Source organism: Pseudomonas sp. PGPR40 (assembly GCF_022014505.1).
Taxonomy (GTDB): Bacteria; Pseudomonadota; Gammaproteobacteria; order Pseudomonadales; family Pseudomonadaceae; genus Aquipseudomonas.
The window spans coordinates 13,878-37,751 of record NZ_JAKLSP010000016.1; the positions used below are offsets into that span (position 1 = coordinate 13,878).

Below are 23,874 nucleotides of genomic sequence, written 5' to 3' on the forward strand. Positions count from 1 at the left end.
GCACTACAGCTCAAAATTACTTGCCTTACACACAATGACTCAGGCGTCCACCATGGCCATCGCCTCCTCCACATCCACTGCCACCAGACGCGAGCAACCGGGTTCGTGCATCGTCACCCCCATCAATTGATCGGCCATTTCCATGGCGATCTTGTTGTGGGTGATGTAGATGAACTGCACCGTTTGCGACATCTCTTTGACCAGCCTTGCGTAGCGTCCAACGTTAGCGTCATCCAATGGCGCGTCAACCTCATCGAGCATGCAGAACGGCGCCGGGTTCAACTTGAAGATGGCAAATACCAGGGCCAATGCGGTCAGGGCTTTTTCGCCACCGGAGAGCAAATGGATGGTGCTGTTCTTCTTTCCTGGCGGCTGCGCCATGATCGTTACCCCTGTATCGAGTAGATCTTCGCCCGTCAGTTCCAAATACGCGCGTCCTCCACCGAAAACTTTTGGGAAAAGGGCCTGTAAACCGCCATTGATCTGATCAAAGGTATCTTTGAAGCGGTTTCGGGTTTCCTTGTCGATCTTGCGAATCACGTTCTCGAGGGTGTCCAGCGCTTCCACCAGATCGTCGTTCTGAGCATCCAGATAACGTTTACGCTCGGATTGTTGCTGGTATTCGTCGATGGCCGCGAGGTTGATCGCACCGAGGCGCTGAATTCGTGCAGCAATGCGCTCGAGTTCATCTTCGGCATCTTTCTCGTTGGCCCCGGCCAGCAGCGTGGCGAGCACGCCGTGGAGGTCGTAGCCGTCTTCCAGCAACTGATCTTCAAGGGTCTTGCGCCGCACCGTCAGCGCTTGCCATTCCATGCGCTGCTGCTCGAGTTGGCCACGGATCAATTGCGATTGCTGCTCGGCCTGATTGCGGCGTTTTTCGGCGTCACGCAGTTCGCGGTCGGCGTCTTCCAGGGCAATTTGCGCGGTCTTGAGTTCTTCGTCGACGGTCATGCGTTTGTCGAGCAGCTCTTCGAGTTTAAGCCGCAGCTCTTCCAGCGGCGCCTCACCCTCCTCCAGGTTGAGGCTGAGCTGTTCGCGCTTCTCGGTCAGACGCTCGGACTGCATTTCCAGCCGTTCGAGGGCCTGACGAGTGGAATCGTGTTGCGCCTTCAGCGAACCGAGGCGCACCGCCAATTGATGCGCGTGATCCTTGTGCTGCCGGGCTTCCTGACGCACCCGGTCGAGGCGTTCGCGCAAGCTGTCGCGCTGGGCCAGCAGCAACTCGCGCTGCTCGGTGTCCAGCGCCATGCTGTCGAGGGCTTCCTGCAATTGCAGGCGTGCTTCGCCGATGTTTTCGTGTTCAAGGGCGCGTTGCTCGCTCAGCTCGGTGAGTTCTTCATCGAGACGGGTGCGGCGCAGGGTCAACTGTTCGACTTTGGCTTTGCCGGCGGACAACTGGGCTTTCAATTCGCCTTGCTGACGGGCTTCGTCTTGTAGCAGACGGCGCAAATGTTCGCGGCCGTTTTCCTGCTGGCGCTGTTGCGCCCTGAGATTTTGAAGTTGGGTTTCCAGGGTTTCGACCGTGGCTTCGCGCTCTTCGCGTTCAACGCCCAACCGCTGGATTTCCTGACCACGGGCAAGTACACCACTTTCCGCTTCGCTGGCCCGGCGCACACGCAAAAAGTGTCGGCCGACCCAGTAACCGTCGCGGCTGATCAGGCTTTGGCCGGCGGCCAATTGCCCGCGCAAGGCCAAGGCCTGTTCAAGGCTCTCGACCGGTTTGACCTGCCCCAACCATGGCGACAAATCAATCTGCGCCTCGACCTTGTCGAGCAAACTGCCGGGTACGCGCACGCCATCGCCGGCCGGGCTGAGCAGGCGCAAATCGCCTTGGGCAAACCCGGCCAGATCGAAGTCACCGAAGTCATCCACCAGCACCGCTTGCAGGTCGGCGCCGAGCACGGTTTCCACCGCCAGCTCCCAACCGGCCTCGACCTTCAGGCCTTCGGCCAGACGCGGACGATCCGCCAGATGCTGTTCGCGCAGCCATTCGGCAGTGCCGGTGCCTGGATCGAGCGCGGCTTGCTGCAAGGCTTCCAACGACGCCAATCGACCGTTGAGCCGCTGCAAATCACCTTGGGCTTGCTGCTGATTTTGCAGCGCCAGTTGCAATTCCTGACGCAGTTGCTCAAGCCGTTCGACCTGAGCCTCTTCGCTGGCCTGCAAGTCTTCCAGAGTGGCCTCGGACGCAGCCAACTGCTCGCTGAGCTCCATGATCGCCGCGTCTTCCGGATCCGCCGACAGCAACGCACGTTCTTCGCCAAGACGTTTCTGGCGATCGGCCAAACGCTCCATGCTGGTTTCCAGCTGCTGGATCCGCGACTGCTGGACTTCAGACTGACGGCGTGGCTCGGCGGCGGTGAGGTTGAACGTGTCCCACTGCTCCTGCCAGCCGTGCATGGTGGTTTCGGATTCTTCCAATGCCGCAGCGGCTTCTTCGGCGGCGGCACTGGTGACTTCCTGTTCCGGCGTGAGCATATCCAGCTCTTCGCCCAAGGTCAGCAGTAAGGTGCGGTCGTGCCCCAAGTGGGATTCGGTTTCCAGCCGCGCGCGCTCGGCTTCCTTCAGGTCGTCCTGCAGCTGACGCAAGCGCTGCTGACCATGCTGGATGCTCTGTTCGACCCGGGCGATATCACCGCCGACCGAATAAAAACGCCCCTGCACCAGATTGAAGCGTTCAGACAGATCGTGATGACCGTCACGCAGGCGTTCGATGGCCGCGTCGGCATTGCGTTGCTCGGCCACCAGAGCTTCGAAGGTCACTTCCTGAGTGCCGATGATCGCTTCGCGCTGGCCGACCTGTTCGTTCAATGCCTGCCAGCGCAGGGCCGACAGCTGGGCCTTGAGCTGGCGCTCTTCGCCCTTGTATTCCTGATACTTCTTCGCGGCCTCGGCCTGACGGTGCAAGCGTTCAAGCTGACGCTCGAGCTCTTCGCGCAGGTCGGTCAGGCGGGCAAGGTTTTCGTGGGTGCGGCGGATACGGTTTTCAGTCTCGCGCCGACGTTCCTTGTACTTGGAAATACCGGCGGCTTCTTCGATGAAATTGCGCAGGTCTTCGGGCTTGGACTCGATCAGCTTGGAGATCATCCCCTGCTCGATAATCGAATAGCTGCGCGGGCCCAGGCCGGTACCCAGAAAGATGTCGGTAATATCGCGGCGCCGGCATTTGGTGCCGTTGAGGTAATAGGTGGTCTGGCTGTCGCGGGTCACTTTGCGGCGAATGGAAATTTCCGCATAGGCAGCCCACTCGCCGAGAAGGGTGCCGTCGGAGTTATCGAACACCAGCTCAATGCTCGCCTGGCTCACCGGTTTACGGCTGGTCGAGCCGTTGAAGATGACGTCAGTCATCGACTCGCCGCGCAAGTTCTTGGCCGAACTCTCGCCCATCACCCAACGCACGGCGTCAATGATGTTCGACTTGCCGCAACCATTGGGCCCGACCACTGCCGCCATGTTACTGGGGAAGTTCACCGTGGTCGGGTCGACGAAGGATTTGAACCCCGCCAGTTTGATGCACTTGAGCCGCACGCTTAAGCGACCGTCAGGGCAGAAATCACCAGATCGCAACTGCGCTGGGCATACGCCGTCAGCACCACGCGGATCTGCGGTAAGTCACGCGCCAGCACGGCGGCGAGCAAACGTTCGAACAACTCGAGGAATTCACTCATCGAGGCCTTGCGCTGATCCAGGGCGAGGAAATACGCGCGGCTCATGGCCGGCTGCAAATTCTCGACGGTTTCCTGCAAATACGGGTTGTTGGCGAACGGATACGCGGCGCGCATCACGCTGAAGCTGTCGTCGACGAACGTGCGGATGTCCTGGCGCTCATAGCTGGCGGTCAGGCGCTGCTGGATCTGTACGAACGGCACCATGTCGGCCTGGACTTGCCAGCCGCTGGCCACGGCGTTGCCGAGCAGAATGTACAACTCGCTCATCAGCGTGCACAGGCTCTGCACCTTGTGCGCGGTAAGTTCGGTCACGTGGGCGCCACGTCGCGGCAAAATCGCGATCAAGTGACGGCGCTCGAGGATCAGCAAGGCCTCACGGACTGAACCGCGGCTGACATTGAGCGCCAGCGTGACCTTCTGTTCCTGGATGCGCTCCCCCGGCTTCATTTCGCCGCGAATGATACGTTCGGCGAGGTGGTGAGCGATTTGCTCGGCGAGGCTGTCCGGCGCCTTGAACGTCATGGTTGTCCTTCAAACTCTTCGATCTGCACAAGCGGCGCAGTGTAGCGCAATTGATGGTTCATGGCGGAGTGCCCACCCAGCGGTTTTTGGCACGATTCAAGCAAAAGGCAAGCTATCCCGTGAGGGTCAATAATGAAGGAACGAGTCGTTGATCGACAAAATGTTATTTCCTGACCTTTAAGTCAGAAAATCATTGACCGAAAAGTCAGACCTGATAAATTCGGCTCATGTCGGTTAACAACAATAATGAGTTTGCGAGGCCTTCCGTGATCCAGTTTTTATTAAACCAGGAACTCCGTAGCGAGCACGCCCTGGACCCGAACCTGACCGTGCTCAATTACCTGCGCGAACAGGTGGGCAAACCCGGCACCAAAGAAGGCTGCGCCAGCGGCGACTGTGGCGCCTGCACCGTGGTGGTCGGCGAGTTGCAGACGGACGACGATGGTCGCGAACACATTCGCTACCGCAGCCTCAACTCGTGTCTGACCTTTGTTTCGTCGCTGCACGGCAAGCAACTGATCAGCGTCGAAGACCTCAAGCACCAAGGCGAGTTGCACAGCGTGCAAAAAGCCATGGTCGAGTGCCACGGCTCGCAGTGCGGTTTCTGCACACCCGGCTTCGTGATGTCGCTGTTCGCACTGCAAAAGAACAGCGACGCGCCCGATGCCCATAAAGCTCACGAAGCGCTGGCCGGCAACCTCTGCCGCTGCACCGGTTATCGGCCGATCCTGGCCGCCGCCGAGCAATCCTGCTGCGGAAAACAACCCGACCAGTTCGATGCGCGAGAAGCGGACACCATCGCTCGCCTGAAAGCCATCGCTCCCACCGACATCGGCGAACTCAACAGTGGCGACAAGCGCTGCCTGGTGCCGCTGACCGTGGCCGATCTGGCCGACCTCTACGACGCTTATCCACAGGCTCGCCTGCTAGCCGGCGGCACCGATCTGGCGCTGGAAGTCACCCAGTTCCACCGTACCTTGCCGGTGATGATCTACGTTGGCAACGTCGCCGAAATGAAACGCATCGAACGCTTCGACGATCGTCTGGAAATCGGCGCCGCTACCGCCCTTTCCGACTGCTACGACGCCTTGAAAGCCGAGTACCCGGACTTCGGCGAATTGCTGCAACGCTTCGCTTCCTTGCAGATCCGCAACCAGGGCACCCTGGGCGGCAACATCGGCAACGCCTCGCCAATCGGCGACTCGCCACCGCTGCTGATCGCCCTCGGCGCGCAGATCGTCCTGTGCAAAGGCGACGTTCGCCGCACGATGGCGCTGGAAGATTACTTCATCGATTACCGGGTGACCGCGCGTCAGGAAAGCGAGTTCATCGAAAAGATCATCGTGCCGCGCGCCAGCGTTGAACAACTGTTCCGCGCCTATAAGGTGTCCAAGCGTCTGGACGATGACATTTCCGCCGTTTGTGCCGCGTTCAACCTGCGCATCGACACCGGCGTGATCGCCGACGCCCGCGTTGCTTTCGGCGGCATGGCGGCCATTCCAAAACGCGCCAAACACTGCGAAGCCGCCCTGCTGGGTGCGCCGTTCAACAACGCCACCCTCGAACGCGCCTGCGCTGCATTGGCCGAAGATTTCACGCCACTCTCGGACTTCCGCGCCAGCAAGGAATACCGCCTGCTCAGCGCGCAGAATCTGCTGCGTAAATACTTCATCGAACTGCAAACACCGCACATCGAGACTCGGGTGACCGCTTATGTCTAATCATCACGCTGTAGAGAAGACCCAAGCCGAACTGGCTGAATTGTTCGCCAAGGACCTGACCACCGGTGTCGGTCGCAGCGTCAAGCACGACAGCGCCGACAAGCACGTGTCCGGTGAAGCGCAGTACATCGACGATCGGCTGGAATTCCCCAATCAGCTGCACGTTTACGCACGGCTGTCGGACCGCGCCCACGCGAAAATCCTCAGCATCGACACCAAGCCTTGTTACGCCTTCGAAGGCGTGCGCATCGCCATCACCCACGAAGATGTGCCAGGCCTGAAAGACATCGGCCCACTGTTGCCGGGCGACCCGTTGCTGGCCATCGATGATGTGCAATTCGTCGGTCAACCGGTACTCGCCGTGGCGGCGAAAGACCTGGAAACCGCCCGTAAAGCCGCGATGGCCGCAATCATCGAATACGAAGACCTCGAACCTGTGTTGGATGTGGTCGAAGCCCTGCGCAAACGCCACTTCGTGCTCGACAGTCATACGCATCAGCGTGGCGATTCGGCCACTGCTTTGGCCACTGCTGAACATCGCATTCAAGGCACGCTGCACATCGGCGGCCAGGAACACTTCTATCTGGAAACCCAGATCTCTTCGGTGATGCCCACTGAAGACGGCGGCATGATCGTTTACTGCTCGACCCAGAACCCCACCGAAGTGCAGAAACTGGTGGCGGAAGTGCTGGACGTGTCGATGAACAAAATCGTCGTCGACATGCGCCGCATGGGCGGTGGTTTCGGCGGCAAGGAAACCCAGGCCGCAAGCCCGGCATGCCTGTGCGCGGTAATCGCGCACCTGACCGGCCAACCGACCAAAATGCGCCTGCCGCGGGTCGAAGACATGTTGATGACCGGCAAGCGGCACCCGTTCTACGTCGAGTACGACGTGGGCTTCGACAGCACCGGCCGCCTGCACGGCATCGCCCTGGAACTGGCCGGCAACTGCGGTTGCTCGCCGGATTTGTCGGCATCGATTGTCGACCGCGCGATGTTCCATGCCGACAACTCGTACTACCTGGGTGACGCGACTATCAACGGTCACCGCTGCAAGACCAACACCGCGTCGAACACCGCTTACCGTGGTTTCGGCGGCCCACAAGGCATGGTCGCCATCGAAGAAGTGATGGATGCCATCGCCCGCCATCTGGGCCTCGATCCGCTGGCCGTGCGCAAGGCCAACTACTACGGCAAGACCGAGCGCAACGTCACCCATTACTACCAGACCGTCGAGCACAACATGCTCGAGGAAATGACCGCCGAACTGGAACAAAGCAGCCAATACGCCGAGCGCCGCGAAACGATCCGTCGCTACAACGCCAACAGCCCGATCCTGAAAAAAGGCTTGGCACTGACCCCGGTGAAATTCGGTATTTCCTTCACTGCCAGTTTCCTCAATCAGGCCGGTGCACTGATCCACATCTACACCGACGGCAGCATCCACCTGAACCACGGCGGCACCGAAATGGGCCAGGGTCTGAACACCAAGGTTGCGCAAGTCGTGGCTGAAGTCTTCCAGGTGGAAATGGACCGCGTGCAGATCACCGCGACCAACACCGACAAGGTCCCGAACACATCGCCAACCGCTGCTTCGAGCGGCGCTGACCTCAACGGTAAAGCGGCGCAGAACGCGGCGGAAATCATCAAGAAACGCCTGGTGGAATTCGCCGCGCGGCAATACAAGGTCAGCGAAGAAGACGTGGAATTCCACAACGGTCACGTGCGGGTTCGCGATCACATTCTGACGTTCGAATCGCTGATCCAGCAGGCGTATTTCGCTCAGGTGTCGTTGTCGAGCACCGGGTTCTACAAGACCCCGAAAATCTACTACGACCGTAGCCAGGCCCGTGGTCGGCCGTTCTATTACTACGCCTTCGGTGCGGCCTGCGCCGAGGTGATCGTCGACACCCTGACCGGCGAGTACAAGATGCTGCGCACCGACATCCTCCACGACGTCGGCGACTCGCTGAACCCGGCGATCGACATCGGTCAGGTCGAGGGTGGCTTCATCCAGGGCATGGGCTGGCTGACCATGGAAGAACTGGTGTGGAACGACAAAGGCAAACTGATGACCAACGGCCCGGCCAGCTACAAGATCCCGGCGGTGGCAGACATGCCGCTGGACTTGCGGGTGAAGCTGGTGGAAAACCGCAAGAACCCGGAAGACACGGTGTTCCACTCCAAGGCTGTAGGTGAGCCGCCGTTCATGCTTGGCATCGCCGCTTGGTGCGCGATCAAGGACGCCGTGGCCAGTTTGGGCGACTACCAGCATCAACCGAAAATCGACGCACCGGCGACCCCGGAGCGGGTGTTGTGGGGCTGTGAGCAGATGCGGCAGTTGAAGGTGGCCAAGGCCGTGGAAGCCGAATCCGAGGTGGTGGTTTGATCGTTCCCACGCTCTGCGTGGGAATGCAGCCCGCGACGCTCTGCGTCGCATTGTGAACAGCGGACGCGGAGCGTCCAGAGATGCATTCCCACGCAGAGCGTGGGAACGATCTTGAGAGGTGAACCATGTACAACTGGATCGACGCCCTCGCCGACCTGCAAACCCGGGGTGAACCCTGTGTGTTGGTGACCATCATCGAAGAGCTCGGCTCGACGCCGCGTAATGCTGGCTCGAAAATGGTCATCAGCGCCACGCAAACGTTCGACACCATCGGTGGCGGGCATCTGGAATACAAGGCCATGCAGATCGGTCGCGAGATGCTGGCCAGCGGCCGACAGGACACCCACCTGGAGCGCTTCAGCCTCGGCGCCAGCCTGGGCCAGTGCTGCGGTGGCGTGACCGTATTGCTGTTCGAACCGATGGGCCAGGTCCAGGCGCAGATTGCCGTGTTCGGCGCTGGCCACGTCGGTCGGGCGCTGGTGCCGCTGCTCGCCAGCCTGCCGTGCCGGGTGCGCTGGATCGACTCACGGGAAGCCGAATTCCCCGAACAGATTCCCCACGGCGTGCGCAAGATCGTCAGCGAAGAACCGCTGGATGAAGTGGATGATCTGCCCGCCGGCAGCTACTGCATCGTCATGACCCACAACCACCAGCTCGATCTCGAACTCACCGCCGCGATCCTCAAGCGCAACGACTTCGCCTACTTCGGCCTGATTGGTTCGAAGACAAAACGAGTGAAGTTCGAACACCGCCTGCGTGATCGCGGTTTCGACAGCAACGTGCTGCAACGCATGCGCTGCCCGATGGGGATCGGCGAAGTCAAAGGCAAGTTGCCTGTGGAAATCGCCATCTCCATCGCCGGCGAAATCATCGCCACCTATAACGCGAACTTCGGCCAGCACACCGCCAGCGCCGGATCATCGATCGCCAAACTGCTGCCTGCTTCACGCCGCAGCCAAGCTTCTAATTGATAAGCCTGAAAACTGAGAACCCCATGCCTCTGACTCGCAAAGCCTACCGCGCCGCCATTCTGCACAGCATTGCCGACCCCGCCGAAGTGGGTATCGAAGCCTCGTACGAGTATTTCGAAGACGGCCTGCTGGTGGTCGATAACGGCCAGATCAGCGCCATCGGCCACGCCAGCGAATTGCTGCCTACGCTGCCAGCCGACATCGAGATCACTCATTATCAGGACGCACTGATCACCCCCGGTTTCATCGACACCCACATCCATTTACCGCAAACCGGCATGGTCGGCGCCTACGGCGAGCAACTGCTGGACTGGCTGAACACCTACACTTTCCCCTGCGAAAGCCAGTTCGCCGACAAGGCCCATGCAGATGAAGTCGCGGATATTTTCATCAAGGAACTTCTGCGCAACGGCACCACCACGGCGCTGGTGTTCGGCAGCGTGCATCCGCAATCGGTGAACTCGTTCTTCGAGGCCGCCGAACAGTTGGACCTGCGGATGATCGCCGGCAAAGTGATGATGGACCGCAACGCGCCGGACTACCTGACCGACACTGCCGAATCGAGTTACGTCGAAAGCAAGGCGCTGATTGAGCGCTGGCACGGCAAGGGTCGCCTGCACTACGCGGTCACCCCGCGCTTCGCGCCGACCAGCACCCCGGAACAATTGACCCTCGCCGGTCAATTGCTCAGCGAATACCCCGACTTGTACATGCAGACCCACATCAGCGAAAACCTCAAGGAAGTCGAATGGGTCAAGGCGCTGTTTCCGGAGCGCAAAGGCTACCTGGATGTCTACGATCACTATCAATTGCTCGGCGAGCGCTCGGTGTTCGCCCACGGTGTGCACCTGTGCGACGACGAATGTGCGCGACTGGCCGAGACCGGCTCGGCGATCGCCTTCTGCCCGACCTCGAACCTCTTCCTTGGCAGCGGCCTGTTCAATCTGCCAATGGCTGAGAAGCACAAACTGAATGTCGGCCTGGGCACGGACGTTGGTGGCGGGACCAGTTTCTCGCTGCTGCAAACCCTGAACGAAGCCTACAAAGTCATGCAGCTTCAAGGCGCGCGACTGAGCCCGTTCAAGTCGCTGTACCTGGCCACCCTTGGTGGTGCCCGCGCGCTACGACTGGAGGACAAGATCGGTACCCTGCAACCGGGCACCGACGCGGACTTCCTGGTGTTGGACTACAACGCCACGCCGTTGCTTGGTTATCGCCTGAAGCAGGCCAACAACATTGCCGAGACGTTGTTTGTATTGATGACGCTGGGGGATGACCGGACTGTTTTGCAAACGTATGCGGCGGGGAACCTGGTGCATCAGCGCTGAGAGTCTCTCCACACTGATCGTTCCCATGCTCCGCGTGGGAATGCCTCTAGGGACGCTCCGCGTCCAGTGACGCGGAGCGTCACGGGCTGCATTCCCACGCAGAGCGTGGGAACGATCTGATACTCAAAAAAATCCCCCGCGACCGGAAGGCTGCGGGGGATTTTTTATCATCGGTACTTCAGAGTTTCGCGACCGGCCGCCCAGGCTTCTTGGTCTGCAACAAATGCGAAAACACCGCATGCAAATCATCCGACGCACTTTCTTCGTCGAGATTGAGTTTGCTGTCGATGTGGTCCATGTGATGCATCATCAGGTCCACCGCCAGCGTCGCGTCCCGGGCTTCGATGGCATTGATCAATTGGGTATGTTCATCGTAGGAACAGTGGGAACGGTTGCCGCTCTCGTACTGGGCGATGATCAACGAGGTCTGGGACACCAGGCTGCGCTGAAAGCTGATCAGCGGCGCGTTTTTCGCAGCTTCTGCCAACTTCAGATGGAACTCGCCCGACAGACGGATACCGGCGCCGCGATCGCCACGGGAGAAGCTATCACGCTCGTCGCTGACCATCTGCCGCAGTTCGGCAATTTGCTCGGCGGTGGCGTGCTGAACGGCCAGTTCAGTGATCGCACGCTCCACCAGACGCCGGGCCATGAACACCTGACGAGCCTCTTCGACACTCGGGCTGGCGACGACCGCACCGCGATTCGGTCGCAGCAATACCACGCTTTCATGAGCCAGACGCGATAGCGCGCGGCGAATGATGGTGCGGCTGACCCCGAAAATTTCCCCCAGCGCTTCTTCGCTCAACTTGGTGCCGGGCGCCAGACGCTGTTCGAGGATGGCCTCGAAGATATGCGCGTAGACAATATCGTCCTGGGTACCGGTGCGGCCGGCTTTGCCTGCTCGCGGTTGTTTCTTGAGGGGTTGCAACTGTTCGTTCATGGGCACTCGAGTCGGGAGAACTGCGGCGAATTGACCGTGACTGTAATACGGCACAGTGGGTCGCTGGCAAGTATCGCGTAAAAAACACCGCGATTGTACACAATGGACGGTGGCAACACGACTGTACGGCTGTTTGTCGCCTTCGCTGTATTGCAACGACCGGTTACTTTTCAGTTTAGGCTTGAACGCAGAATCCGCAGCCTGAACGCAATCCCTTGTGGGAGCGGGCTTGCTCGCGAAGACGGCGGCACAGTCAACATTGATATCGCCTGATACACCGCTTTCGCGAGCAAGCCCGCTCCCACAGGATTCAGCGCTGGTTCGGATATTTTCATATGAACAAGGAACACCGCTGTCATGACCGATGCCACCCACACGCAGCTTCGCCCTCTGACGGATACGTCGCCTTCAGCCATCGTCGCCGGGTTCATCGCCATGATGACCGGTTACACCAGCTCACTGGTGCTGATGTTCCAGGCCGGGCAAGCGGCGGGCCTGACCAGCGGGCAGATTTCGTCGTGGATCTGGGCGATCTCGATTGGTATGGCGGTGTGCTCGATCGGCCTGTCCCTGCGTTATCGCACCCCGATCACCATCGCCTGGTCGACCCCCGGCGCGGCGTTGCTGATCACCAGCCTGGGCGGGGTCAGCTATGGAGAGGCCATTGGCGCCTATATTACTTGCGCGGTGCTGGTGACCATTTGCGGCCTGACCGGCAGTTTCGAACGGCTGGTGAAAAAGATTCCTGCCTCATTGGCAGCAGCGTTGCTGGCGGGAATTCTGTTCAAGATCGGCAGCGAGATTTTCATCGCCGCCCAGCACCGCACTGCGCTGGTCTTGGGGATGTTCTTCACCTATCTGGTGGTCAAACGCCTGTCGCCGCGCTACGCCGTGCTGGCCGCGCTGTTGATCGGCACCGCACTGTCGGGATTCATGGGGCTGCTGGATTTCAGTGGCTTCCATCTGGAAGTCGCGACGCCGGTCTGGACCACGCCGCATTTCTCCCTGGCCGCGACCATCAGCATCGGCATCCCGCTGTTCGTGGTAGCGATGACCTCGCAGAACATGCCGGGCATCGCCGTATTGCGCGCCGACGGCTACAACGTGCCGGCCTCGCCACTGATCACCACCACCGGCATTGCCTCGTTGTTGTTGGCGCCATTCGGCTCCCACGGGATCAACCTGGCCGCCATCAGCGCGGCAATCTGCACCGGGCCGCATGCCCATGAAGATCGCAACAAGCGCTACACCGCAGCGGTCTGGTGCGGGATTTTCTACGGGATTGCCGGAGTGTTCGGCGCGACGCTGGCGGCGTTGTTTGCCGCATTGCCTAAAGAGTTGGTGCTGTCGATTGCCGCGCTGGCGCTGTTCGGCTCGATCATCAATGGGTTGAGCATTGCCATGGCGCAAGTGCAGGAACGGGAAGCAGCGCTGATCACCTTTATGGTGACGGCGTCGGGGCTGACGCTGTTTTCCATCGGTTCGGCGTTCTGGGGGATTGTGGCGGGAGTGTTGACGTTGATGATCTTGAATTGGCGTAAAGCCTTGTAGGAGCGAGGCTTGCCCCAATGCCAGTCAGTTAAGCGCAATTCTGTAGGAGCGGGCTTGCCCGCGAAGGCGGCGGTACAGTCAACATTGATGTCGCCAGATATGCCGCTTTCGCGAGCAAGCTCGCTCCTACAGGGTTCCGTGTCTTAACTGACTGGCATTGAGGCTTGCCCGCGAAAGCGTCGTGTCAGTCGATATCAATTTTGAATGATAGTACGCCTTCGCGGGCAAGCCTCGCTCCTACAAAAAAACATAAAAAAACGGCGACCCTTGGGTCGCCGTTTTTTTAGAACATCAAGCTACCGGATTGATCGGCTTTTCCGGGTACCAGACGTCGATCAGCGGGCTGACGGTTGCTTCGGTCAGTTCGCTGCGGCCTTTGAGCCAGGCTTCAACAGCGGCACGCTGCTCTTCGGAAACCGAGCCACGCTTCTGCAGGCAAACCAGACCGAAGTCGTCGCCGCCCACATAGCCCAGACCGTTGGCTTCCATGGCTTCTTTCAGGAACGCGTCGAGGAAAGCATCAATGGCTTCATCAGCCAAATCTTCTTTGAAATCCAGGTTCAGTTCGAAACCCAGCTCTTGAAATTCATCGACGCACAATTTTTTGCGCAGACGCTGGGAACGGTTAGTCGCCATTGGAACAATCCTCAAAAGTAATAACGGGCCGCACTTTAGCAGTTTAAGGCGCCGATTGCCCGCCTCAGAACGGCGCTATGCCTACCGTCGGTAAAAAAATAGCGGATTAGAAGACCGGAGTAAGGCACAAGCCATTACACCTTGGGGCATAATGCCGACACTTTCATGACCGCTGAGGGAATTTATCTCCATGCCCTCGTCTTTTTCCCCTCGGCTGTAGGGTTTTATTTCAGATGATCAAATCTTTGCGTCCATTGCTGTTGGCCAGTCTTCTTCTGCCCCTGGCCCTTCCCGTTTCCGCTGCTTCGATCAACACCGCCCTGTCGCCCAACGTCGAAAAGGCTCTCAAGGCCAGCAAGTTGCAGGACAGTGCTCTGTCGCTGGTGATGATCCCGCTCAATGGCCCGGGCACCCCAACCATTCATAACGCTGATGTTTCGGTTAACCCGGCCTCGACCATGAAGCTGGTGACCACGTATGCCGCGCTGGAAATGCTTGGCCCGAACCATCAGTGGAAAACCGAGTTCTACACCGACGGCACCCTCAGCGGTGGCATCCTCAACGGCAACCTCTACCTCAAGGGTGGCGGCGATCCGAAGCTGAACATGGAAAAACTCTGGCTGCTGATGCGCGATTTGCGCGCCAACGGCGTGATCCAGGTCACTGGCGACCTGGTGCTGGACCGCGGTTTCTTCGTGCAACCGCAACTGCCTGAATTCAACGACGACGGCAATGATGAGAACAAACCGTTCCTGGTCAAACCCGACGCGCTGCTGGTCAACCTCAAGGCCTTGCGTTTTGTTGCTCGCAACGACTCGGGCAAGGTTCTGGTATCGGTCGAGCCGCCGATTGCCAGCATCCGTATCGACAATCAGGTCAAGGCGCTCAACTCCAAGCAATGCACCGGTGGCGTGCGCTACAACCCGGTGACCCAGGCTGATGGCAGCGTCACCGTCACCGTCGGCGGCCAGTTGGGCGAAGGTTGCAGTTCCCAGACCTACCTGTCGCTGCTCGACCACGCGACCTACACCGCCGGCGCCGTGCGGGCGATCTGGAAGGAATTGGGCGGCAGCATTCAGGGCAAGGATGTTCTGGCACCCACGCCGAAAGACGCCAAGGTGCTGGCCCGGGCCTACTCGCCAGATCTGGCGGAAATCATTCGCGACATCAACAAATACAGTAACAACACCATGGCTCAGCAGTTGTTCCTGAGCCTTGGCCAGAAGTTCCGCACCGATGCTGATGGTGACGACTCCAAGGCCGCCCAACGCGTGGTGCGTCAATGGCTGGCGCAGAAAGGCATCACCGCGCCGCACCTAGTGATGGAGAATGGTTCTGGTCTGTCCCGTGCCGAGCGGGTGAGTGCGCGTGAGATGGCTGCCATGTTGCAAGCTGCGTGGCGCAGCCCGTATTCCGCCGAATTCATCAGCTCGATGCCGATTGCCGGCACCGACGGCACCATGCGCAAACGCCTGAAGACCACCGCGATGCGCGGTGAAGCCCACGTCAAGACTGGCACCCTGAACACCGTGCGCGCCATTTCCGGCTACAGCCGCGACATCAATGGCAATACCTGGGCAGTGGTGGCAATCCTCAACGACAAGGCACCGTTTGGCGCTTCCTCGGTGCTGGATCAGGTGCTGCTGGATCTGTATCGCCAGCCGAAACTGCCAACTACGGCTTCGGTGTTGTAACCCGATCGTCCAGACACTGGAGATCAAAATGTGGGAGCGGGCTTGCTCGCGAAGAGGGCGTGTTAGTCGACATTACCGTTGCCTGACACACCGCTTTCGCGAGCAAGCCCGCTCCCACATTAATTTGGGTCAAAGCACAGCATTGCGCTCAGCCACAGGGTTTGCATGCAGCCTGGGTTAGCTCGTCTGTCCTTCAACCCGATCCCTTCCCGCCTGCTTCGCCGCATACACCCCCGACCTCGTCGATCGGCGCACTGCGCAACCCTTGCCACAACTCCACGGCCAGCACATGAGCCTGTTCGCTGTCGATATCCGGACAGAGCACCATGAACTCTTCACCGCCCAGGCGACAGAACACATCAGTGCGTCGCAAACGACCGCCAATCCGCTCGCACACGGCCTGCAGAACCCGATCGCCCACGGCATGACCGTGCTGGTCATTGATGCGCTTGAAGTGATCGATGTCGAGCATGATCACCGATAACTCGCCGCCGCCGCGCTCGACCCGGGCCATTTCGGTAGTCAGGCGCTCCTGGAAATAGCGACGGTTATGGATTCCGGTCAGGGAGTCGGTCACCGACAGTGCGCGCAATTCCTCTTCCACGCGCTTGAGGTCGGAGATGTCCGAAATGTAGCCATGCCAGAGCACACCGCCGCCGGGCAGCTCCTCCGGGGTCGCTTCACCGCGGACCCAGCGCAGACCACGCTGGGGTAATTGCACGCGGTATTCCTCGCGCCAGGGGCTGAGGGTGTTCGCCGATGCCTGGATCGACGTGCGGACCCGGCGCGCATCCTGAGGATGAATCCGCGCGAACACCGCCTCGGCGTTGTGCAACAGCACGTCCGGTTCGAGTTCATAGATTTCGCGGATGCCGTCGCTGGCATAGATCACGCTGAAGCGCCCATCGAATTCCATCTTGAACTGGTAAATCCCGCCGGGCACATGAGCGCTGAGCTTCTTCAACAACAGGTCCCGTGCCGCCAGGGCTTCGTGGACGCGCTTGCGCTCGGTGATGTCGATACAGATCGCCAGGTGCCCGACCCACAAGCCTTGCTCGTCGAGGACCGGGGTCGCCAGCATGTTCACCGGCAAATGGCTGCCGTCGCGTCGGACCAGCGTCCACTCCCGGGCTTCGTGACCGCCCTCTTCCCCGCCTTCGACCAACATCGCCTGGCACGTCGGGATCGGCTTGCCATAGCGCGCGCTCAACTCCGCCGAGCGCGCTTCAAGCTCCCGGGGAAGGTGCAGATTTTCCAGGGTCATGTGGCCCACGGCCTGCGCACTGGAGTAACCGAGCATTTGCTCTGCGCCGGCATTGAAGGTGCTGATAATCCCGCGCAAGTCAGTGGCAATGATCGCCACCTGAGTCGCGGCATCCAGCACGCCGCGCAACTGCCCATGGGTGCCGCGCAACTCTTGCTCACGGTCGTGAAGTTCCTGGGTCCGCTGTTCCACCATTTTCAGCGCCCGCTGGCGCTGGCTGACCAACACATAGAGCAACACACTGAGCAACAGACTGAGCAAACTGCCGAGCACCACCAGGCTGGCGACCGAGGAAGGGTTAGCTTTCAGGAACGCGGCGCTGGGGCGCATGTCCACTTGATAATCGTGGTCGGCCAGACGCAGTAATCGCGTGGAGGACAAGTCACTGGCTCCCGCCGTGTTGGTCGACTCGTACAACACTTCGTGCTGATCATCGGTGGACAAGTCGAGGATTCGCACTGAGAGAGAGTCGTGATTCTCCTCCGGCAACCCGTCCGCCAGCAGCTGACGCATGCTGATCACCGCCATGACGTACCCGGCGGGCGTGGCACTCGGGAGGTTCCGATGGTTGACCGGCGCCACCAGCAACACACCGCGCGCATAGGCGGGCTCGATGCCGACCAGATGCAACGGTTGCGACACGGCCATGCTGCCACTGTGATCGGCTCGCTCCAGAGTCGAGCGGCGCAGGGGTTGCGCCAGCAGGTCATAACCCAGCGGCGTGGGCAGTCGGCTCTGGGTTTGGGTATAAAGCACCGGCACGTACTCGTTTCGTTCCGCGGCCGGTTGCAACTGGCCATCGGCGTTGAGTTCGCGAAAGGTGAAATTGCTCAAACCCTCTTCAAGCACTGCGCGCTCAAGTAGAGGTCGTTCAGCGCGGGAAACCCGTGGCGCCCAGGAATAGGCCTGGGTGCGACGCAAAAGAAGCTTGGTATAGCCGTCGAATTCTTCGCGGGACACCGTCCCGGAATAGACAAAGAACCGGCGCAGGTCGTCGAGGCGCTGCTCCTGATCTTCAAAACGTTCTTCGATACGGCTGTAACGTTCACTGGCGAGCAGTTGAAAACGTTGCCGCAATTGCTGGTGAAACTGATTGAACGTTGCCCAGGCCAGCAATCCCGTGAGAATCCCGCCGACGAGTAATACCAGCGTCGCGACCAGCCAGGCCGAAACATCTTCGCGGATAAAACCCAGGATCTTGGGGCGCACGGCGTGCAACGACATAAAAACAACTCAAAACGCCAAGTGCCGGAAAAGCCCATTGGCCATGAATGGAGTTATAGCTATTAGCCACTAATTTGACCAGCACTGAAAGCCCCTGTAGGAGCGAGCTTGCTCGCGAAGGCGGCAGCGCAGTCAACATTGATGTTGCCTGACACACCGTCTTCGCGAGCAAGCTCGCTCCTACATCCATGGATCAGCGAGCAGTGATCTTCCACGCACGGTGGATTTTGCCATTACGGGCGAAATCCGGATCGATGGTCTGGGCGGTGATTTCTTCAACGGCATAACGCTCGGTGAGGTTTTCCTCAAGCGTGAACTTGCGGAAGTTGTTGGAGAAATACAACACCCCACCCGGTGCCAGGCGCGCCATGGCCAGGTCGATCAACTGCACCTGGTCACGTTGCACGTCGAAAATCCCTTCCATGCGCTTGGAGTTGGAGAAGGTCGGCGGGTCGATGAAGATCAGGTCGTATTCGTCACGGCAGGCATCGAGCCAGGCCATCACGTCGCCCTGCTCCAGACGGTTCTTGTCGGAGAAACCGTTCAGCGACAGGTTGCGACGCGCCCAATCCAGATAAGTTTTCGACAGGTCGACGCTGGTGGTGCTGCGCGCACCGCCCTTGGCCGCATGAACGCTGGCGGTCGCGGTGTAGCAATACAGGTTGAGGAAGCGCTTGCCGGCCGCCTCTTTCTGAATGCGCATGCGCATCGGCCGGTGGTCGAGGAACAGCCCGGTGTCGAGGTAGTCGGTGAGGTTCACCAGCAGCTTCACGCCGCCTTCGTTGACCTCGTTGAACTTGCCCTGCGCGCTCTGACGTTCGTACTGCTTGGTACCGCTCTGACGCTCGCGACGTTTGACCACCACGCGGCTCTTGTCGATGTTCAACGCTTGCGGAATGGCCGCCAGGGCATCGAACATCCGCGCCGAGGCTTTTTCCGGGTCGATGGATTTCGGGGCAGCGTATTCCTGAACGTGGACCCAGTCGTGATACAGGTCGATGGCCATGGAATATTCCGGCATGTCGGCATCGTAGACGCGGTAGCAGTCGATGCCTTCACGCTTGACCCACTTGCCCAGCGCCTTGAGATTTTTTTGCAGACGATTGGCGAACATCTGCCCGCCTTCGCTCAGGCGTGGCTGCTCGACCACCACGGGTGCCGGTTTGATCGGGTTGCCATTCTTGTTGTACTTCTCGTACTTGCCCGGCGCTTCGATGTTCGATGGCGCATCGGACTCAGCCTGTTCGCGCTCGATCTGGCGCTGTTCCGGGGTACGACGCTCGCCGGTGACGAACTGGTCCGGCGTGACCTTGATCAGCAGCAATTTGCACGGCAAGGCGCCGTTCCAGAACGAATATTGCTTGTGGCTGCGGATGCCCATGCGCTTGCCCAGGTCCGGGGCGCCGGTGAACACCGCCGCTTCCCAGTTCAGGCAGGCCTGACGCAGACGTTCGCCGAGGTTCTGGTAGAGATAAAGCAGGCTCGCCTCATCGCCCAGACGTTCGCCGTACGGAGGGTTGCAGATCACCAGGCCTTTCTGGTTCTGGTCCGGCCGCGGCTCGAACGTCGCGACTTCGCCCTGGTAGATCTTGATCCACTCGCTCAGGCCGGCGCGTTCAACGTTATTGCGGCCCGGTTGAATCAGGCGCGGGTCAGCTTCGTAACCGCGAATCCACAGCGGTGGCTTGGCCAGGCCGGCAGCGGCGCGTTCGGTGGCTTCTTCGTGGAGTTTTTTCCACAGCGCCGGCACGTGACCGAGCCAGGCGGTGAAGCCCCATTGCTCGCGACGCAGGTTCGGCGCCATGTCGGCGGCGATCATCGCCGCTTCGACCAGGAACGTACCAACACCGCACATCGGGTCAGCCAGCGCGCCGCCATCGGCGGCAATTCGTGGCCAGCCGGCACGGATCAGAATCGCCGCCGCGAGGTTTTCCTTCAGCGGCGCCGCGCCTTGCTGCAAACGATAACCACGCTGATGCAGGCTGTGACCGGAAAGGTCGAGGGACAGGATCGCTTCACCACGGTCCAGGCGCAGGTGAATGCGCAGGTCCGGGTTGAGCTTGTCGATCGACGGACGGTCGCCCTGCGGGGTGCGCAGTTTGTCGACGATGGCATCTTTGACTTTCAGGGCGCCAAAGTGTGTGTTGTCGATGCCCGAACCGTGACCGCTGAACTCAACGGCCAGGGTGCCATCGCTGAGCATGTGGTCTTGCCACTCGATATCCAGCACGCCGTGATAGAGGTCTTCGGCGTCCTTCATCGGGAAGCGCTTGAGCACCAACAGCACGCGGTTCGCCAGACGCGACCACAGGCACAGGCGATAGGCGGTTTCCATGGTGGCCATGCCGCGCACAGCCGAGGTGTGCTCACGTGCTTCCTCAAGGCCAAGCCCGACGGCTTCCTCGATGAGCAGGCCTTCAAGGCCTTTGGGGCAAGTGAGGAAGAGTTCGAAACGATCGGACATGGTAATTCCAGAGCCTTTGGCTAAGTGAATCGGCAACGCATTGCCGATCCGGTTTTCAATCAGGCGCTTTTCTAACAGAACGCCCGCGTGGCACGAAGGTGTGCCGTTCCCACCCTGACTGCTCGGGTTAAAAGAGCTTAGATGCCAGGGCAGATATAAAAGTTGATGCAACAAAATGTCATAAATCGACCCTTCGTCGAATAGTCCCCAAATGCAACGGGGGTCATTTTTGCTAAAGGCTCGGTTCTGTGAGCCGCTTAGGGCCGATCATACCGGGGTTTGGCCAATGAACACGGGGCAAATATCGTGTTACTTATGGCCATAGCATCTTTATGGTTACGTTCTTATGACAAAACGATCATTCCCTCGATGTGACGCATTGGTTAGAACTCAACTCAGGTTGACGTCGCAACGGCGTCAACACCTTGGCTCGCGACGCCGGCAGCGAGCCACCAACGGCAGAATTTTTCTGCCTGACCTCGATTGAGGTCGACGCGAACATACAGTCAACAAGTGAGGGCAACACCCTATGAGAAGACTTAAGCGTGATCCGTTGGAAAGAGCATTTTTGCGCGGATATCAATATGGCGTTGGTGGTAAATCCCGTGAGCTTTGCCCTTTTACTCTACCGTCGGTACGCCAAGCCTGGATCAATGGCTGGCGAGAAGGACGCGGCGACAACTGGGACGGTATGACCGGCACTGCGGGAATCCACAGACTCAACGAACTTCACGCCGTCGGCTAATACAGGGCACACACTCCGACACGACAATCTGATTACGCAACGACTTAACCACGCACGTCCCATCCGGACGGCGGGCTTCGGCCCAGGGGCTCCTTCGAGGAGCCCTTTTTTATGTCTGCCCAGAAACTCAATCTCGAGCTGCAAACACATTACCTGTGGGAGCGGGCTTGCTCGCGAAAGCGATTTAACATTCAAGAATGATGTTGACTGACCCAACGCTTTCGCGAGCAAGCCCGCTCCCACAGGGTTCAGCGCAGGGCCGCTATGGCATCCACCGATTCACGAATCAGCGCCGGGCCTTTGTAGATGAAGCCGGAGTAGAGCTGCACCAGGCTCGCACCCGCGGCGATTTTCTCAGCCGCGTGCTTGCCTTCGGTGATGCCGCCCACGGCAATGATCGGCAAGCGACCGCCCAGTTCCGCCGCCAGCACCTTCACAGTGTGAGTGCTCTTGTCGCGAACCGGTGCGCCGGACAACCCGCCCGCCTCATCACCATGTTCCATGCCTTCGACGCCGACGCGACTCAGGGTGGTGTTGGTGGCAATCACCGCGTCCATCCCGGTTTCGATCAACGCTTGGGCGACTTGAACGGTTTCTTCGTCGGTCATGTCCGGCGCAATCTTGATCGCCAGCGGTACATGTTTTCCGTGACGCAGCGCCAGTTCCGCCCGGCGGGTGGCCAGGTCGGCGAGCAATTGCTTGAGCGAATCGCCGAATTGCAGGCTGCGCAGGCCCGGCGTGTTCGGCGAGCTGACGTTGACCGTCACATAGCTGGCGTGGGCATAGACCTTGTCCAGGCAGATCAGGTAATCGTCGACCGCACGTTCAACCGGCGTGTCAAAATTCTTGCCGATGTTGATGCCCAGCACGCCCTTGTACTTGGCCGCCGCCACGCGAGCGAGCAAGTGATCGACGCCGAGGTTATTGAAACCCATGCGGTTGATGATCGCCTCGGCGTCCGGCAAGCGGAAAATCCGTGGTTTCGGGTTTCCTGGTTGCGGCCGCGGCGTGATGGTGCCGATTTCGACGAAACCGAAACCCAACTGGGCAAAGCCATCGATCGCTGCTCCGTTCTTGTCCAGACCGGCCGCCAGACCCACCGGGTTCGGAAACTCCAGGCCCATGACCGTTACCGGCATTTTCGCCGGTGCCTTGCACAGCAAGCCGTTGAGGCCCAAACGCCCGCCCGCGCCGATCAGGTCCAGGGACAGATCGTGGGAGGTTTCCGGGGAAAGTTTGAACAACAGCTGACGGGCCAGGGTGTACATGGGCGGGTTTGACTCTGGGCTACGAAAAGTGGCGGCGATTATAGCCGGGGTTGACGTAGACAGGCGACCTCTTTGCCGTGGCTCAAGGAACTGCGGTCTCCTGCAGTGCATAGATGTTATCGGTGCGTTTGGCACTGCCAAAGACCAGCGGAAAGTAAATAATCATTGCCATCAACGCGAGACAGCCATTCATGACATGGCCCTGATAGTCTTCACCGACCTCGGCATCACTCAGCAAAGACGCTACTGCCCCCATCACCAAAGCGATGGCATGGCCTGCCGAGAGACGTAACGCTCCTATGTTAAGTAGTGCATCCGCCAGCTGGGTTCGGGTCGGTCGCTGTACACCGGCGCGCACCTCCAACACCATTTGCTGCAAAGATTCAGGGTCAGAAAAAACCGAGTCCAGCCCCGGTGACGGAGACAACACCTGCCAACTTTTGCAAAGAATGGAGATGACCTCGTCCACGACCATGCCAAAGCCATTTATCAACCCCTGAATTGTATCTGCCCCCAGACTGTAACCGAGTCCTGCCGCAGCCCTGGCCGGGCCGCTCAGCGGTGCGAGTTGACCTAGCTCTGCCAATAAAAACTGAGCCGTGCCGTAGGCAGCTGTCGTTACCCCGGTCGCCTTCACGTTGGCAGGCCCTGCATTGTCCTGCAAAGGAATGACGGCATTGGCCAAACCTCTGGCCAATGTGTAAATCGACCCGCCAATCACTGTGGGGAGCAAGGTCTTGGATGCGCCAGTGACATGCGCCGCGATGAGCGCTCCCAACGTAATACTGGCCATGCAAACACGGCCCAGACGCGACGCTGGACTTGCCGTCCCATCACACTCATTTCGAATAGCCCCCATCAAGGTTAACGCTGGCCCCATCAGTGTGATCGCAACCACTGCCCATGCACGAGACGCTTCAGTGGAATCGCCTTCACGCAAAGCTTGTTCAATATGGTAAGCAGCGACCTGACGCAGCACCACGGTCAGCGCAACGATCAACCCCGTGCGCCCGGTGACATTAAGGAGATTGAGTCCGGGGCCTTTGGCCGCCTCAAGCCACTCCATACCCGCCTGCAGCACAACCTGCAATCGACTTTCACGGGTTTGCTCAATATCGACGGCATTCAGCTCACGTACCCGAGCAAACAATTCTTCATGGATAGGCTCCTCAGACAAATGCCTTTGATCGATGAACGCATTGACCCGCCCTACGACATTTCGGTCTGTCTCACCTAATTGCCTATAGCTCTCCCCCAAATGAATCTCCACTTCACGGTTCATCCGCTCCATGCCGGCGGCGATTTGCCTGGGCGTCCCCAAGTTAGCCAGTTGACAATGCAAGGCTGAAGCAAGTGCTGATGGATCAAGCGACATTGACGCGTTGCGCAATATCGAACTGCTTGCTGTTGAGGGAGTATCGGGGAATGCACTAACCCTTGATGCTGATCCAACAATCGATATTCCATTTGTCATGTCTTTTTATCC

14 protein-coding genes and 1 pseudogene are annotated in these 23,874 nt (G+C 59.5%); 7 read left to right on the plus strand and 8 right to left on the minus strand.

Annotated features, from left to right (window positions below):
* Nucleotides 1-39 precede the first annotated feature (39 nt).
* Entirely contained in the window at nucleotides 40-3,528 is a 3,489-nt protein-coding gene (gene smc / locus MEB48_RS15060; RefSeq protein WP_237884943.1) for a chromosome segregation protein SMC, read from the minus strand.
* Between the two features lie 2 nt (nucleotides 3,529-3,530).
* Complete coding sequence (locus MEB48_RS15065; RefSeq protein WP_237884944.1) at nucleotides 3,531-4,190, minus strand: GntR family transcriptional regulator; 660 nt, start codon at nucleotides 4,188-4,190, stop codon at nucleotides 3,531-3,533.
* 266 nt (nucleotides 4,191-4,456) lie between these two features.
* Between MEB48_RS15065 and xdhA the strand changes: the two genes are divergently transcribed.
* From xdhA to guaD, 4 genes are all read left to right on the plus strand, one after another.
* A complete protein-coding gene (gene xdhA / locus MEB48_RS15070; RefSeq protein WP_237884945.1) occupies nucleotides 4,457-5,911 on the plus strand; it encodes a xanthine dehydrogenase small subunit in 1,455 nt (484 codons plus the stop codon).
* Nucleotides 5,904-8,300: a xanthine dehydrogenase molybdopterin binding subunit gene (gene xdhB, locus MEB48_RS15075; RefSeq protein ID WP_237884946.1), complete on the plus strand. Its 2,397-nt coding sequence runs from the start codon at nucleotides 5,904-5,906 to the stop codon at nucleotides 8,298-8,300. Before xdhA ends, xdhB begins: the two co-directional genes overlap by 8 nt.
* Before the next feature lie 125 nt (nucleotides 8,301-8,425).
* Entirely contained in the window at nucleotides 8,426-9,271 is an 846-nt protein-coding gene (xdhC, locus tag MEB48_RS15080; RefSeq protein WP_237884947.1) for a xanthine dehydrogenase accessory protein XdhC, read from the plus strand.
* A 23-nt stretch (nucleotides 9,272-9,294) separates the two neighbouring features.
* Nucleotides 9,295-10,599, plus strand: a complete 1,305-nt coding sequence (gene guaD / locus MEB48_RS15085; RefSeq protein WP_237884948.1) for a guanine deaminase — start codon at nucleotides 9,295-9,297, stop codon at nucleotides 10,597-10,599.
* Nucleotides 10,600-10,777: 178 nt separating this feature from the next.
* Here the strand turns inward: guaD and MEB48_RS15090 are convergent, their stop codons facing one another.
* Nucleotides 10,778-11,542, minus strand: a complete 765-nt coding sequence (locus MEB48_RS15090; protein WP_237884949.1) for a GntR family transcriptional regulator — start codon at nucleotides 11,540-11,542, stop codon at nucleotides 10,778-10,780.
* Between the two features lie 357 nt (nucleotides 11,543-11,899).
* Here MEB48_RS15090 and MEB48_RS15095 point away from each other — a divergent pair, with 357 nt between their 5' ends.
* Nucleotides 11,900-13,093: a benzoate/H(+) symporter BenE family transporter gene (locus tag MEB48_RS15095; RefSeq protein WP_237884950.1), complete on the plus strand. Its 1,194-nt coding sequence runs from the start codon at nucleotides 11,900-11,902 to the stop codon at nucleotides 13,091-13,093.
* A gap of 291 nt (nucleotides 13,094-13,384) precedes the next feature.
* Here the strand turns inward: MEB48_RS15095 and MEB48_RS15100 are convergent, their stop codons facing one another.
* Nucleotides 13,385-13,729, minus strand: a complete 345-nt coding sequence (locus MEB48_RS15100) for a YggL family protein (protein WP_007896965.1) — start codon at nucleotides 13,727-13,729, stop codon at nucleotides 13,385-13,387.
* Nucleotides 13,730-13,962: 233 nt separating this feature from the next.
* On the opposite strand from MEB48_RS15100, the gene dacB reads away from it, so the two are divergent.
* The gene (gene dacB / locus MEB48_RS15105) at nucleotides 13,963-15,423 is read left to right on the plus strand and encodes a D-alanyl-D-alanine carboxypeptidase/D-alanyl-D-alanine endopeptidase (RefSeq protein ID WP_237884951.1); all 1,461 of its coding nucleotides are present in this window, start codon (nucleotides 13,963-13,965) and stop codon (nucleotides 15,421-15,423) included.
* A gap of 177 nt (nucleotides 15,424-15,600) precedes the next feature.
* On the opposite strand, the pseudogene MEB48_RS15110 reads toward dacB, so the two are convergent.
* Both MEB48_RS15110 and rlmKL read right to left on the minus strand, forming a co-directional pair.
* A pseudogene (locus MEB48_RS15110) lies at nucleotides 15,601-17,911 on the minus strand (sensor domain-containing diguanylate cyclase).
* 193 nt (nucleotides 17,912-18,104) lie between these two features.
* Nucleotides 18,105-20,375, minus strand: coding sequence for a bifunctional 23S rRNA (guanine(2069)-N(7))-methyltransferase RlmK/23S rRNA (guanine(2445)-N(2))-methyltransferase RlmL (gene rlmKL / locus MEB48_RS15115; RefSeq protein WP_237884952.1), 2,271 nt, complete (start codon nucleotides 20,373-20,375; stop codon nucleotides 18,105-18,107).
* Between the two features lie 529 nt (nucleotides 20,376-20,904).
* Between rlmKL and rmf the strand changes: the two genes are divergently transcribed.
* The gene (gene rmf / locus MEB48_RS15120; protein ID WP_003223300.1) at nucleotides 20,905-21,120 is read left to right on the plus strand and encodes a ribosome modulation factor; all 216 of its coding nucleotides are present in this window, start codon (nucleotides 20,905-20,907) and stop codon (nucleotides 21,118-21,120) included.
* Between the two features lie 248 nt (nucleotides 21,121-21,368).
* Here the strand turns inward: rmf and MEB48_RS15125 are convergent, their stop codons facing one another.
* Both MEB48_RS15125 and MEB48_RS15130 read right to left on the minus strand, forming a co-directional pair.
* Entirely contained in the window at nucleotides 21,369-22,388 is a 1,020-nt protein-coding gene (locus MEB48_RS15125; RefSeq protein WP_237884953.1) for a quinone-dependent dihydroorotate dehydrogenase, read from the minus strand.
* Nucleotides 22,389-22,470: 82 nt separating this feature from the next.
* On the minus strand, nucleotides 22,471-23,862 hold the full coding sequence (locus MEB48_RS15130) for a hypothetical protein (RefSeq protein WP_237884954.1): 1,392 nt from the start codon (nucleotides 23,860-23,862) through the stop codon (nucleotides 22,471-22,473).
* Between the last annotated feature and the right edge of the window lie 12 nt (nucleotides 23,863-23,874).

Coding starts and splice junctions, on each gene's coding strand:
- MEB48_RS15065 (WP_237884944.1), bottom strand. CDS start 4,190: ATGACGTTCAAGGCGCCGGACAGCCTCGCCGAGCAAATCGCTCACCAC.
- xdhB (WP_237884946.1), top strand. CDS start 5,904: ATGTCTAATCATCACGCTGTAGAGAAGACCCAAGCCGAACTGGCTGAA.
- xdhC (WP_237884947.1), top strand. CDS start 8,426: ATGTACAACTGGATCGACGCCCTCGCCGACCTGCAAACCCGGGGTGAA.
- guaD (WP_237884948.1), top strand. CDS start 9,295: ATGCCTCTGACTCGCAAAGCCTACCGCGCCGCCATTCTGCACAGCATT.
- MEB48_RS15090 (WP_237884949.1), bottom strand. CDS start 11,542: ATGAACGAACAGTTGCAACCCCTCAAGAAACAACCGCGAGCAGGCAAA.
- MEB48_RS15095 (WP_237884950.1), top strand. CDS start 11,900: ATGACCGATGCCACCCACACGCAGCTTCGCCCTCTGACGGATACGTCG.
- MEB48_RS15100 (WP_007896965.1), bottom strand. CDS start 13,729: ATGGCGACTAACCGTTCCCAGCGTCTGCGCAAAAAATTGTGCGTCGAT.
- dacB (WP_237884951.1), top strand. CDS start 13,963: ATGATCAAATCTTTGCGTCCATTGCTGTTGGCCAGTCTTCTTCTGCCC.
- rlmKL (WP_237884952.1), bottom strand. CDS start 20,375: ATGTCCGATCGTTTCGAACTCTTCCTCACTTGCCCCAAAGGCCTTGAA.
- rmf (WP_003223300.1), top strand. CDS start 20,905: ATGAGAAGACTTAAGCGTGATCCGTTGGAAAGAGCATTTTTGCGCGGA.
- MEB48_RS15125 (WP_237884953.1), bottom strand. CDS start 22,388: ATGTACACCCTGGCCCGTCAGCTGTTGTTCAAACTTTCCCCGGAAACC.
- MEB48_RS15130 (WP_237884954.1), bottom strand. CDS start 23,862: ATGACAAATGGAATATCGATTGTTGGATCAGCATCAAGGGTTAGTGCA.